At 69.9% G+C, this 12428-nt stretch carries 11 protein-coding genes; 8 read left to right on the top strand and 3 right to left on the bottom strand.

From position 1 onward, the window contains the following. The first annotated feature begins 22 nt into the window (after window positions 1-22). The 6 genes from CR157_RS18650 (at window position 23) to CR157_RS18675 (ending at window position 6563) form a co-directional block, all read left to right on the top strand. Entirely contained in the window at window positions 23-1024 is a 1002-nt protein-coding gene (locus tag CR157_RS18650; protein WP_110285049.1) for a TRAP transporter substrate-binding protein, read from the top strand. 60 nt (window positions 1025-1084) lie between these two features. Then, entirely contained in the window at window positions 1085-1663 is a 579-nt protein-coding gene (locus CR157_RS18655) for a TRAP transporter small permease (RefSeq protein ID WP_110285050.1), read from the top strand. Beyond that, on the top strand, window positions 1660-2934 hold the full coding sequence (locus CR157_RS18660; RefSeq protein ID WP_110285051.1) for a TRAP transporter large permease: 1275 nt from the start codon (window positions 1660-1662) through the stop codon (window positions 2932-2934). Before CR157_RS18655 ends, CR157_RS18660 begins: the two co-directional genes overlap by 4 nt. Window positions 2935-2957: 23 nt before the next feature. Further along, window positions 2958-4418 (top strand): aldehyde dehydrogenase family protein, encoded by a 1461-nt coding sequence (locus tag CR157_RS18665; protein ID WP_219999976.1) that lies wholly within the window; start codon window positions 2958-2960, stop codon window positions 4416-4418. Between the two features lie 249 nt (window positions 4419-4667). Beyond that, a complete protein-coding gene (locus tag CR157_RS18670) occupies window positions 4668-5558 on the top strand; it encodes an NAD(P)-dependent oxidoreductase (protein WP_110285052.1) in 891 nt (296 codons plus the stop codon). Between the two features lie 33 nt (window positions 5559-5591). After that, on the top strand, window positions 5592-6563 hold the full coding sequence (locus tag CR157_RS18675) for a DMT family transporter (RefSeq protein WP_258364235.1): 972 nt from the start codon (window positions 5592-5594) through the stop codon (window positions 6561-6563). Between the two features lie 58 nt (window positions 6564-6621). Here CR157_RS18675 and CR157_RS18680 read toward each other — a convergent pair whose 3' ends face one another. The 3 genes from CR157_RS18680 to CR157_RS18690 form a co-directional block, all read right to left on the bottom strand. Further along, window positions 6622-8049 (bottom strand): FAD-binding oxidoreductase, encoded by a 1428-nt coding sequence (locus CR157_RS18680; protein WP_110285053.1) that lies wholly within the window; start codon window positions 8047-8049, stop codon window positions 6622-6624. 223 nt (window positions 8050-8272) lie between these two features. Further along, window positions 8273-9124, bottom strand: a complete 852-nt coding sequence (locus tag CR157_RS18685; RefSeq protein ID WP_110285054.1) for a fumarylacetoacetate hydrolase family protein — start codon at window positions 9122-9124, stop codon at window positions 8273-8275. A 110-nt stretch (window positions 9125-9234) separates the two neighbouring features. Continuing rightward, a complete protein-coding gene (locus tag CR157_RS18690; protein WP_110285055.1) occupies window positions 9235-10341 on the bottom strand; it encodes a pyridoxal phosphate-dependent aminotransferase in 1107 nt (368 codons plus the stop codon). Window positions 10342-10528: 187 nt separating this feature from the next. On the opposite strand from CR157_RS18690, the gene CR157_RS18695 reads away from it, so the two are divergent. Beyond that, a complete protein-coding gene (locus tag CR157_RS18695) occupies window positions 10529-10990 on the top strand; it encodes a TerB family tellurite resistance protein (protein ID WP_110285056.1) in 462 nt (153 codons plus the stop codon). Window positions 10991-11183: 193 nt separating this feature from the next. Beyond that, a complete protein-coding gene (locus CR157_RS18700; RefSeq protein ID WP_110285057.1) occupies window positions 11184-12428 on the top strand; it encodes an NAD(P)/FAD-dependent oxidoreductase in 1245 nt (414 codons plus the stop codon).

Genomic DNA, 12428 nt, shown 5'->3' on the forward strand with positions numbered 1-12428 from the left:
AATGCCAACTGAGGTGACAACAATGAAAGCCACTTTCGCCCGCCGTACCCTGGCCACGGCCATCACCGGTGCCACGACCGCCGCACTCGCCATGACGGCCCTCAATGCCCAGGCCGCCACCGAGGTCACCCTCGGCCACACCCTGTCGGACAGCTCCCACTACTCGGTGGGGGCCGATGCCTTCAAGGAGACCCTGGAGCGGCTGTCCGACGGCGAGTTCATCGTCAACGAGCACCCATCCGGTTCCCTGGGCGGCGAGCGCGCCATGATCGAGGGCCTGCAGATCGGCACGGTGGACGTGGTGATCACCTCCACCGGCCCGCTGGGCAATTTCGTGCCCGAGACCTACGTGCTCGACCTGCCGTTCCTGTTCGAGGATTACGGCCAGGCGCGCTGCGTGCTCGATGGCGAGGTTGGCCAGGACCTGCTCGCCAAGATGGGCGAGCATGAGCTGGTCGGCCTGGCCTGGTCCGAGAATGGCTTTCGCCACCTGACCAACAGCCAGCGCGAGGTGAATTCCCCCGAAGATGCCAAGGGGCTGAAGGTGCGCACCATGGAGAACCAGGTGCACCAGGAGGCCTTCCGCCAGCTGGGCGCGAGTCCCACCCCGATGGCCTTCCCGGAGCTTTTCACGGCCCTGCAGCAGGGCACCGTGGATGGCCAGGAGAACCCCATCACGGTGATCGTGGCCACCAACTTCTGGGAAGTGCAGGACCACCTCTCGCTGACCGGCCACGTCTACTCGCCGGCCGCCGTGCTCGGCTCGCCGATCCTGCTGGACGGGCTGAGCGAGGAGCAACGCGAGTGGTTCAACGAGGCCGCCCGCGCCTCCGCCGAGGCCACCCGCGAGGAGGTGTCCCGCCTGGAGGAGGAGGGCATCGAGCTGCTGCGCGAGAAGGGCATGACCGTCAAGACCGACGTCGACACGGCGCCCTTCCAGCAGGCCGTCGAGCCCGCCTACGAGATATATACCGAGCAGTACGGCAGCGAGATGCTCGACCGCATCCGCGCCAGCAGCTGCTGATCCTCCGACCCGGCACCCGGCCGCCCGGCCGGGTGCCCCACCACCACAAAGGACGTCCCGATGGTATCCCGGTTTCTCCGCCTGGAAGACCTGACGACCCGGCTGGCCATGGCGATCGCCCTGGCGATGCTGGTCGTGTCGGTCTCGCTGGGCTTCTATCAGGTGCTGACCCGTTTCATCTTCAACACCCCCTCGACCTGGTCGGAGGTGCTGTCCCGCACCACCATGATCTGGTGTGTCTTCATGGGGGCGGCCGCTACCTTCCGCGGTGGCTACATGATGGCGGTCGAGCTGATCTACAAGCTGGTCCCCCGGCGTGGGCTGCTGGCCCTGGAGTTCGCCGTCGGCGCCTGCTGCCTGCTGGTGCTGGGCGTGCTGGTGGTCTACGGCGTCCAGATGACACTGCGCGTCAGCGGCCAGACCCTCTCGGCGCTGCAGGTGTCGATGTCCTGGGCCTATGCGGCGATCCCCGTGGGCAGTGCCTTCGCCATGCTGGCGGTGATGGCGCGGCTGGCCGCCCAGGCGCTGGGCCAGGAGCAACTCGGCCCCGAGAACAGTGACGTCACCCCCGATGGCGAGGCCCAGCCGATGGGGCAGGGCGACGCCGTTTTCACCGATGAGCCGGGAGGCCGCCCATGAACCTCGTCATCGGCCTCTCGCTGATCATCCTCTTCGCGGTGGGCGTGCCCATCGCCATCTCGATCATGCTGGCCTCGATCATCGGCATCGAGTTCTTCTCGCGCCTGCCGCTGCTGATGGTGCCGCAGCAGGTGTTCATCGGCATCGATCACTTCCCGCTGATGGCCATTCCCTTCTTCATCCTCGCCGGTAACCTGATGGCCGCCGGGGGCATCTCGGCGCGGCTGGTGGACCTCGCCAAGTCCATCGTCGGTGGCCTGCAGGGTGGCCTGGCGATGACCTGCGTGCTGACCTGCATGATGTTCGCCGCGGTGTCGGGGTCCAGCGTGGCCACCACCTTCGCCATCGGCGCCATCCTGATCCCGGCGATGGTCAACCACGGCTACCCGCGTCCGCTGGCCGCCTCGATCCAGGCCTCCTCGGCGGAGCTCGGCGTGCTGATCCCGCCGTCGATCCCGCTGATCCTGTTCGGGGTCAGCACCGACACCTCGATCGGCCAGCTGTTCATCGCCGGCATCGGGCCCGGGGTGCTGGTCGCCGGGGCCCTGCTGCTGTTCCTCTACCTGTTCTGCAAGGTGCGTGGCTACGGCCTGCAGGACCGTGAGGATCGGACGCAGTTTACCGTCGCCTTCCGGCGCGCCTGGGCCGCCATGCTGATGCCGGTGGTGGTGATCGGCGGCATCTACGGCGGCGTCTTCACCCCCACCGAGGCCTCGGCGGTGGCGGTCTTCTACGCCCTGGCGGTGGGCGGGCTGCTCTACCGCGAGCTGCGGCTCGTCGACCTGGGGCCGATCCTGCGCCAGAGCGTGATCTCCACCGCGGCGGTGATGCTGATCATCGCCGCGGCGGCGCTGTTCAGCTTCCTGATCAGCCGCTCCGGCCTGCCCAGGGAGATCGCCGCCTGGGTCACCGCGGTGTTCGATAGCCCCTGGGCCTTCCTGCTGGCCGTCAACGGCCTGCTGCTGGTGGTGGGGATGTTCATCGAGACGTCGGCGGCGATCCTGGTGCTGGCGCCGATCCTCACGCCCATCGCCATGCAGTTCGGTATCCAGCCGGTGCACTTCGGACTCGTGATGGTGGTCAACCTGGCCCTGGGGATGATTACGCCCCCGCTGGGCGTCAATCTCTTCGCCGCCTGCGCGGTGGCCAAGATCTCCATCGATCAGATGCTCCCCTGGCTGCTTCGCTTCGTGCTGGTGATCCTGGCCTGTCTGATGGCGATCACCTATATGCCCTGGATCTCGCTGGGGCTGGTCGACCTGCTCTACTGATGACAATGACAAGGAAAGACACTATGCAATCCCTACCCGAGATGCCGCCGAGCCAGGCACTGATCGGCGGCGAGTGGGTCGCGACCCAGGCGACCCTGGAGGTGGAGGCCCCGTCATGTGGGGAGTCCATCACCCGCATCGCCCGCTGCCGGCCCGAAGAGGTCGATGACGCCGTCGGTGCCGCCGGCCGGGCCTTTGCCGGCCGGCTCGGCGACTGGGCGAGCTGGCCCGCGCGCCGACGCAGCGAGTGGTTGCTGGCCTTCGCCACAGCCATCGAGGCCGATCACGACCGGCTCGCCGCCCTGGAGTGTGCGGACACCGGCAAGCCGATGACCCAGGCCCGCGGCGATATCACCGCCTGTGCCCGCTACTTCCGCTTCTATGGCGGGGCCGCGGACAAGCTGCACGGCGAGACCCTTCCCTTCGACAACGACTTCGCGGTGATGACCCTGCGCGAGCCCTACGGGGTCTGCGCCCAGATCATTCCCTGGAACTACCCGGCGCAGATCTTCGGCCGCTGCGTGGCGGCGGCGCTGGCGGCGGGCAATACGGTGGTGCTCAAGCCCGCCGAGGATGCCTGCCTGAGCGTGCTGCGCCTGGCCGAGCTGGCCGTGGCGCACGGCCTGCCGCCCGGCGTGCTCAACGTGGTGCCGGGCCTGGGCAGCGAGGCGGGGGCGGCGCTGGCGGCGCACCCGGGGATCCAGCATCTCTCCTTCACCGGCTCGCCCGAGACCGGCACCCGGGTCGCCCGGGCGGCGGCGGAGCACCATGTGCCGGTGACCATGGAGCTGGGCGGCAAGTCGCCCCAGCTGCTGTTCGCCGATGCCGACCTGGACACGGCCCTGGAGGCGGTGGTGCGCGGCATCATCCAGAACGCCGGCCAGACCTGCTCCGCGGGTAGCCGCCTGCTGGTGCAGCGTGACTGCGCCGAAGCGGTGCTGGCGCGGCTCGCCGAGCGCTTCTCGGCGCTGCGCTGCGATGCCGGCGAGGCCGACGCCGACTGCGGCCCGCTGATCAATGCCCGCCAGAAGGCGCAGCTCGAGGCGCGGCTGGAGCGAGCCCAGGCCGACGGTATCCGGGTGGCGGCCCGGGGCCGGCTGGCCGACACGGCGCCCGCCGGCGGGCACTTCGTGGTGCCGCGGGTGCTGGCCGATATCCCCGCCGGCCACGAGGTGCTGCACGAGGAGCTGTTCGGCCCGGTGCTGGCGGTGCAGGTCTTCGCCGACGAGGCCGAGGCCCTGGCGCTGGCCAATGCCACCGACTTCGGCCTGTGTGCCGGGGTCTGGACCCGTGACGGCGGGCGGCAACTGCGCCTGGCCAAGGGCATCCGCAGTGGCCAGGTGTTCGTCAACAACTACGGCGCCGCCGGCGGCATCGAGCTGCCCTTCGGCGGGGTCGGCCGTTCCGGTCACGGCCGCGAGAAGGGCTTCGAGGGGCTGAGAGGCTATACCCGTATCAAGACGGTGGCGATTCGCCATGGCTGAGCTAAGGAAACCCTGATTTATTGCTGCGCTCGACATCCTGGCCGCCGGCGGTGCTCAGTATCCTCATTTAACACCGCGTAAACTCCGGTTCTTGCGCTCCGGCGGCGACCAGCCTCTCTCGCTCGCGACATAAATCAGCGCTTCCCTAAAAGTGGCTGCGCTCGGCCGAGGAGGCGCCTGATTCCTTCCGGTGCTGGAGTGCCGGGACTCGTCTATTTATACCGTTATCTTGTCTAGTGGAGGTCAATGATGAACCCTGCCAATGAGCGGAGCCGACGTGTCGGCATGATCGGCGTGGGCCTGATGGGCCACGGTATCGCCCGCAACATCCTGGCTGCCGGCCACCGTCTCTGTTTCCTGGACCACCCCGGCAACCAGCCGGTGGAGGACCTGCTGGCCGCCGGTGCCGTGTCGAAGGCCTCGGGGCGCGAGGTAGCCGAGGATGCCGAGGTGATCATCCTCTGCGTGACCGGCTCGCCCCAGGTCGAGGCGGTGCTGTTCGAGCCCGGCGGTGTGCTGGAGGGGCTGGGCGAGGGCGGCGTGGTGGTCGACTGCTCCACGGCGCTGCCCAGCTCGACCGAACGGGTGGCGGCCCGGGTACAGGAGGCCGGGGGGCGCTTTATGGATGCGGCCATGACCCGCACCCCGAAGGAGGCGGCCGAGGGGCGACTGAACCTGATCGTGGGGGCGCCGGAGGCGCTCTTCGCCGAGCTGCGTCCGCTGCTCGAGAGCTTCGCCGAACACATCACCCACGCCGGGGCGGTGGGCGCCGGGCATACCCTGAAGCTGCTGCACAACTATGTGTCGCTGGGCTTCTCGGCGGTGCTGGCCGAGGCGGCGGTGGCCTCGCGGCGCGCCGGCATCGACGACGGCGCCCTGCTGGACGTGCTGGGCAAGGGGGGCGGCGCTGGCGTGGTGTTCGAGCGGCTGCGCCCCTTCATCGAGGCCGGCGACCCCTCCGGCTTCCGCTTCAGCGTGGCCAATGCCAGCAAGGACATCGGCTACTATCATGCCATGACCGACGAGCTCGGCGTGGCGCGCGGCGTGGCCAGCGCCGTGCGCGACCTCTACGCGGGCATCGAGGACCAGGCGCTGGCGGTGCCCGAGATCATCCGCGTGCTGGAGCGGGGGGATCGCTGAGGCGGTGCCGCCCGACGACCCGGGGAGGACCCTTTGAACGCATTCCGGGCGCTCTCGTACCGACAGCAGGGGCTGCTGCTGACCGGCGGCGGGGCGTTGATCATGTCGCCCGATGCCCTGCTGATCAAGGTGGTGGGGCTGCCCGACGCCGAGATCCTGATGTGGCGTGGCCTGCTCTCGGCGCTGGGATTCCTGCTGATCGTGGTGGCGCGGCATGGCCAGGGCACCTGGCATGCCTACCGGCGCTGCGGCTGGACCGGCATCGCGGTGTCGCTGCTGTTCGGCCTGACCACTTGCGGCTTCGTGCTGGGCAACCAGTACACCAAGGGCGGCAACGTGCTGATGATTCTGGCCGGCTCGCCGCTGATCGCCGCGGCGCTGTCGCGGGTCTTCCTCAAGGAGCGCCTGCCGCGGCGGACCTGGCTGGCCATCGGGGCGTGCATGGTCGGCATCTCGCTGATCGTGGTCGACGACGCCGGCGTCGGCTCTTGGGTGGGCAACGGCTTCGCGCTGATGGCCGCCACCACCCTGGCGATCAACTTCACCCTCTGCCGCACCCGGCCGGGGATCGACATGAGCCCCATGCTGACTTTCTCGGGATTGATCGTCGCGGTGGGGGGCGGGCTGGTGGTGACCTCGACCAGCGGCCTGTCGTTGCCGCCGCCCGACCGCCTGCTGCTGGTGGTGCTGCTCTGCCTGTTCATCGTGCCGGCCGGGGTGACCCTGCTCCAGCGCGGGCCGCTCTATCTGCCGGCGGCGGAGGTCGGCCTGCTGCTGCTGCTCGAGGTGGTGGTGGGCACGCTCTGGGTCTGGTGGCTGCTGGGCGAGCGGCCGGCGCCGCTGGCCTTCGTCGGCGGCGGCCTGGTGCTGGGCACCCTGGTGGCCAAGGGCCTCTACGAGCGCCGGCTGGAGACCCGGCTCCGTCCGCCCGAGGTGGCGGCCCGGGAGGGGGCGGCCGCGGTGGAGGGCCGTTCCCGCGCCGCCCTGGAGCGCCCCGGGCGGTGAGGCGCCATTCCCCCTGGGCGGCGGCCGCCAGCGCCGGAAGACGTTTTCCCGGCGGTCTTCAGCGGGGCGGCAGGATGCGCCCGGGATTCATCAGCCCCTCGGGGTCGAACAGTGCCTTGATGCCCTCGGCGAGCTCGTGCTCCACCGGGGAGAGGCGGGCCAGGTAGGCGGCCTGCTTGGTGCGGCCGATGCCGTGCTCGGCGCTGATGCTGCCGTCGAAGCCGTCGAGTACGGCGAAGATGCGTTCCTCCAGGTCATGCAGGTGGTCGCGCTTGTCGGCCTCGGCCATGTCGGCGGGGGGCAGGACGTTGAAGTGCAGGTTGCCGTCGCCCACATGGCCGTAGGCGATGATCTCGGCGTGGGGCGAGGCGGTCGTGACCGCCCGGCCGGCGGCCTCGACGAAGGCGGGGATCGCCGAGATCGGCACCGAGATGTCGGTGCGCAGGTGTTCGCCGCGGCGGCGCTGGCCCTCGAGCATGCTCTCGCGGAACTGCCACAGCTGCTGCGCCTGGGCCTCGCTGGCGGCCAGCACGCCGTCGAGGATCAGGCCGCCCTCCAGGCCCCTCTCCACCAGCTGCTCGACCATGGCGTCGAGATCCACCGGGCCGGTGGCGTCCACCTCCATCAGCACGTACCAGGGGTGGGCGGCGTCCATCGGGTCGCGCAGCGACGGCGTGGCCTCCATGGCCAGCTCGATGCAGCGTCTCGGGATCAGCTCGAAGGCGGTGAGCAGGTCGCTGCAGCCGCGCCGGGCCAGGCCGTAGAGGGCGACCACCGCCTCCACCGACGGCAGGCCGAGCAGGGCGGTGCGCGACTGCTCGGGCCGGGGGCAGAGCCTGAGCACCGCGCCGGTGACGATGCCCAGGGTGCCCTCGCTGCCGAGCAGCAGCTGGTCCAGGGCGTAGCCGCGGTTGTCCTTGTGCAGGGCGTGGAGGCCGTTCCAGATCCGGCCGTCGGGCAGTACCACCTCGAGGCCGAGCACCAGCTGGCGCATCATGCCGTGGCGCAGCACATTGAGCCCGCCGGCGTTGGTGGCGATGTTGCCGCCGATCTGGCAGCTGCCCTGGGCACCGAGCGAGAGGGGGAAGTCGCAGTCGTGCTCGGCGGCGGCCTGCTTGACGGTGTCGAGCACGCAGCCGGCGTCCACGCTCATGGTGAAGTTGACCGGGTCGATCTCGCGGATGCGGTTCAGGCGTTCGAGGCTGATCACCAGCTCGCCGCCGTCGGCCTCGGGCAGGGCGCCGGCCACCAGGCCGGTGTGGCCGCCCTGGGGCACCATGCGGATGCCGTTCCGCCGGCACAGGGTTACCACCTCGGCGACTTCCTCGGTGGAGGCGGGGCGCGCCACGGCCAGCGGCATGCCCAGTCGGTCGCCGGCCCAGTCGCTGATATAGCGGGCCATGGCGTCGGGGTCGCGCAGAAGGCCACGCTTGCCGAGCAGGCCCGCCAGGTCATCGAGAAAGGCGGTGATGTCGTGTGAGGCCATCAGGTTTCCTCCTGCCAGGCGGCTCCCTCGGGGTAGCGGTGCCGCGCCGGCGGCCGGGGTGCATGGTGATGCTGGCGATATAGTCGAACAGTGACACAGGCTGCGCCTACTCGCACAGTCCCACGCCGCCGGCAGGCGCCTTGGCGGTGGCCGCCAACGGGGCAGACGACCGCCCAGCGCCGCAGAGCGCGGCTCCCACAGGGGGCGATGGACAAGGTGCGGCTCAGCCGGGCTCGTCGGCGACCACCGACTGGCACTGCTCGCCCAACCCCTCGATGCCCAGGCGCATGCGCTGGCCGGGCTTGAGATAGACCGGCGGCTGCTGGCCCATGCCCACGCCGGGCGGGGTGCCGGTGGAGATGACGTCGCCCGGCTGCAGGCTCATGAAGCGGCTCAGGTAGCTGATCAGGAAGGGGATGCGGAAGACCATGGTGCGGCTGCTGCCGTCCTGGTAGCGGTGGCCGTCGACCTCGAGCCACATGGCCAGCTGGTGCGGGTCGGCGACCTCGTCGGGCGTGACCAGCCAGGGGCCCAGGGGGCCGAAGGTGTCGCAGCCCTTGCCCTTGTCCCAGGTGCCGCTGCGCTCGAGCTGGTACTCCCGCTCGGAGACGTCGTTGACCACGCAGTAGCCGGCCACGTGGTCCATGGCCTCGGCCTCGTCGATGTGGCGCCCGGCCTTGCCGATCACCACGCCGAGCTCGACTTCCCAGTCGGTCTTCCGCGAGCCGAGGGGAAGGATCACGTCGTCGTCGGGGCCGCAGATGGCGCTGGTCCACTTGTTGAAGACCACCGGTTCGGCGGGCACCTCGGCGCCGGTCTCGGCGGCGTGGTCGGAGTAGTTCAGCCCGATGCCGATGAACTTGCCGACCCGGCCGACGCAGGGGCCGAGCCGCGTGTCGGCGGCTACCGCGGGCAGCCGGCTCGGGTCGAGCCCGGCCAGCACCGTCAGGCGATCGCGGCCGAGGTGGGGGCCGTCGATATCGGGGACATGGGCCGAGAGGTCGCGGATCACGCCGTCGGCGTCGAGCAGTCCGGGTTTCTCGTGGCCCTTGGGGCCGAAGCGCAGCAGTTTCATGGCGTAGGTTCCTTGGGATTGTCTGGGGTCTGGTCCGCGGCGGCACTCAGCTGAGCCAGCCGCCGTCGATGACCTGCACCGTACCGCAGAAACGGGGAAGGAGCAGGGGGTCAGCGCGTCTCGAGGGCCTTCTCGAGGATCGCCAGCCGGCCGGGGACCAGGGCATCCTCGACGGCGGTGATGCGCAGCACATGCCCCAGCGCCGGGTCGGCGGGCCGGGCGATCAGGCGTCCGGCATCGAGTAGCTCGCCATGGATGCGTCCGGCGAGTTCGGCATCGGGCAGCCGCAGGCCGATGAAGTTGGTGGCGCTGGGCAGGACGTCGGCGCCCAGGGCGCGGAAGTGCGCCGCCAGACGCTCGCGGCGTTCGAGCACGGCGGCGACATGGGCCCGGCTCTCCTCGGGGTGGTCGAGCACCACCTCGGCGGCGGCCTGGGAGAGCGTCGAGACCGCATAGTGGATGCGCACCTTCATCATCACCGCCAGCGTCTCCGGCTCGGCGATGGCGTAGCCGACGCGCAGGCCGGCGAGGCCATGGGCCTTGGAGAGGGTGCGCAGGCGAATCACGCCGGGGAGCACCTCGCGGGCGAAGGGGCTCTCGGCGTCGTCGCGGAAGTCATGGTAGGCCTCGTCGAGCAGCAGCCAGCAGTCGTCGGGCAGCTCGGCGCGCAGGTCACGCACGGCGTCGTCATCGTGCAGGTGCCCGCTGGGGTTGTCGGGGTTGGCCAGGTAGACGAGCCGGGCGTCGTGCTCGTGGGCGGCGCGCGCCAGGGCCTCGAGGTCCGGGGCGAGGCGGCCCGGCCCCTCGTCGTAGGGCACTTCCACCAGGCGGCAGCCCTGGCCGCGGGCGAAGTAGCCGAAGGTGGGGTAGGTGCCGGCGGTGCCGACCACGCTCAGGCCGGGCTCGGCCACGGCGCGCAGGGCCAGGGCGATCAGGCTGTCGGCCCCGGCATCGACCAGCAGCGCCTCGAGGGGGATGTGCTGCTGGTCGGCCAGGCGCTGGCGAATGCCCAGGGCCTCGGCGTCGCCGTAACTGTAGACATGGGCGGCCATGGCATCGCCGAAGTGGGCGCGCAGGGCGCGGTGGGGCATGTCGAGGCCCTCGTTGGAGCCCAGCTGGTGGGGAATCTCGCGGCCCAGGCGACGCTCGAGCACACGCACCCCCGGGAAGGGGTTGGTCGGGCCGTCGCCTAGCAGATGGTCGGGGTAGCGGGGCATGAGGTCTCCGGTCGCTGAACGTCGAATGGCCAAGGGTTACTTTCGCATAGTGGCGATGGAAGGGTGAACGGTGAAGTATCCTGTGGGGTCAGACCCCAAAGTTGGCTGAGGGGTCTGACCCCAACACTTACGTGAACGCCCGCGACCGCCACGTGTCAGAGCAGCATGTTCTTGCAGGGAGCCCGATATGCTCGAGAGTATCCAGCGTTTCTTCCAGCAGGCCCTGGCCGAACCCGACACCGCCGGCGGTCCGGCCCCCACCCTGGAATTGGCCACGGCGGCGCTGCTCTTCGAGGTGGCGCGGGCCGACTACCATCTCGACGACAGCGAGCTGGCCCTGCTGCGTCGGCAGTTGCAGCAGCGCTTCGCACTGGAAGATGCGGCCCTCGACGAGTTGATGTCCCTGGCCAGGGAGGAGGCCGAGCAGGCCGTCGATCACTACCAGTTCGTCAGCCTCGCCAAGCAGCACTACGGCTATGAGCAGCGCTGTGAGCTGGTCCGCACGATGTGGATGCTGTCGCTGGCCGATGGCGAGTCGCATGCGCTTGAGGAGCACCGCATTCGCCGCCTGGCCGACCTGCTGCACGTCAGTCATTCCGACTTCATTCGTACCAAGCTCCAGGTCCAGAATGCCGCCGACCATCGTTGATGCCATGGCCGGTGTGGGGTTGGCTGCGCCGAGGTGCGCGGCGCCGCGCCGGGTAGCCCGTCGGAGGTAACGCTGACCTACGGCGAAACCCGGTCTCGATCATGGGTCGAATCCGACAGCCTGCTAGAATGGCGGCTCGGCTCCGACACGCTCCGGCTGTCGGAGTGCTTGTCTGGATACCTGGAGAAGTGGCATGTCTCGCGAGACCATCGTACTGGGAGCCGGCATGGTCGGTGTTTCCATCGCCTGGCACCTGGTTCGCCGCGGCCGGTCGGTGCTGCTGGTGGACCGTCACCCGCCGGGGCGGGAAACCTCGTTCGGTAACGGTGGTTTGATTCAGCGCGAGGCGGTACGCCCCTATCCCTTCCCGCGCGACCTGCGCAAGCTGCTTTCCGTGCTGCCCAATCGCCGCGTCGACATCCGCTACAGCCTGCGCGGCATACTGGCATCGGCAGGCCCGCTGTTCAGCTACTGGCGCCATTCCGCTCCGCCTCGCCATGCGCGCATCATTCCCGAGTACGCCTCGTTGATTGCCCTGTCGACCCAGGAGCACGAGCCGATGATCGAGGCGGCCGGTGCCGGCGACCTGGTGCGCAAGGAGGGCTGGCTGGAGGTGTATCGCACCCGCGCGGGCCTGGAGGCCCGGGCGGAGGAGGCGCGGGATGCGGCCGAGCGCTTTGGTGTCACCTACGACCTGATGGATGCCGCGGAGCTGCAGCGCCGTGAGCCCCGACTGGCCGAGGGGCCGGAAGGGGGCATTCACTGGACCAATGCCTGGGGAGTGGCCGACCCCGGGGCGCTCGTCGCCGCCTATGCGGCGGACTTCGAGCGTGCGGGGGGGCAATTCCTCGAGGCCGGCATCCGGGGCGTGAGCCAGACCCGCCAGGGCTGGCGGGTGGATACCGAGGCGGGTGCCCACGAGGCGCAGGATGTCGTGGTGGCGCTCGGCCCCTGGGCCGGTGACTGGCTGACATCGCTGGGCTATCGGCTGCCGACCTTCGTCAAGCGCGGCTATCACATGCATTACGACGCCCGTGACGGGCAGTGGTTGCGCCACTGGCTGCTGGATGCCGAAGAGGGCTATATCCTGGCTCCCATGCGCGCGGGCATCCGCCTGACCACCGGGGCCGAGCTCGAGCGCCTGGATGCCCCGCCACGCCATGGCCAGCTGGATGCCGCCGAGCGGGTGGCCCGCCGGCTCTATCCTGCCCTGGGAAAACGCCTCGACGACGAGCCCTGGAAGGGGGCGCGGCCCTGTCTGCCGGACATGAAACCAGTGATCGGCCCGGCACCGCGCCATGATGGCCTGTGGTTCGCCTTCGGCCACGGCCACCAGGGGTTCACCCTGGGCCCGGCCACGGGGCGCCTGTTGGCCGAGATGATGGAAGGGGAGCCGCCCGTGGTGGAGATGACGCCCTTTCGCGCCGACCGTTTCTGA

The sequence above is a fragment of the Halomonas sp. LBP4 genome, from assembly GCF_003202205.1.
In the GTDB taxonomy this organism is placed as follows: Bacteria; Pseudomonadota; Gammaproteobacteria; order Pseudomonadales; family Halomonadaceae; genus Halomonas; species Halomonas flagellata.

Bases quoted from the DNA above. Each gene is read 5' to 3' on its own strand.
- CR157_RS18655 (WP_110285050.1), top strand. From the start codon at position 1,085: ATGGTATCCCGGTTTCTCCGCCTGGAAGACCTGACGACCCGGCTGGCC.
- CR157_RS18665 (WP_219999976.1), top strand. From the start codon at position 2,958: ATGCAATCCCTACCCGAGATGCCGCCGAGCCAGGCACTGATCGGCGGC.
- CR157_RS18700 (WP_110285057.1), top strand. From the start codon at position 11,184: ATGTCTCGCGAGACCATCGTACTGGGAGCCGGCATGGTCGGTGTTTCC.
- CR157_RS18685 (WP_110285054.1), bottom strand. From the start codon at position 9,124: ATGAAACTGCTGCGCTTCGGCCCCAAGGGCCACGAGAAACCCGGACTG.
- CR157_RS18695 (WP_110285056.1), top strand. From the start codon at position 10,529: ATGCTCGAGAGTATCCAGCGTTTCTTCCAGCAGGCCCTGGCCGAACCC.
- CR157_RS18650 (WP_110285049.1), top strand. From the start codon at position 23: ATGAAAGCCACTTTCGCCCGCCGTACCCTGGCCACGGCCATCACCGGT.
- CR157_RS18690 (WP_110285055.1), bottom strand. From the start codon at position 10,341: ATGCCCCGCTACCCCGACCATCTGCTAGGCGACGGCCCGACCAACCCC.
- CR157_RS18670 (WP_110285052.1), top strand. From the start codon at position 4,668: ATGAACCCTGCCAATGAGCGGAGCCGACGTGTCGGCATGATCGGCGTG.
- CR157_RS18660 (WP_110285051.1), top strand. From the start codon at position 1,660: ATGAACCTCGTCATCGGCCTCTCGCTGATCATCCTCTTCGCGGTGGGC.
- CR157_RS18680 (WP_110285053.1), bottom strand. From the start codon at position 8,049: ATGGCCTCACACGACATCACCGCCTTTCTCGATGACCTGGCGGGCCTG.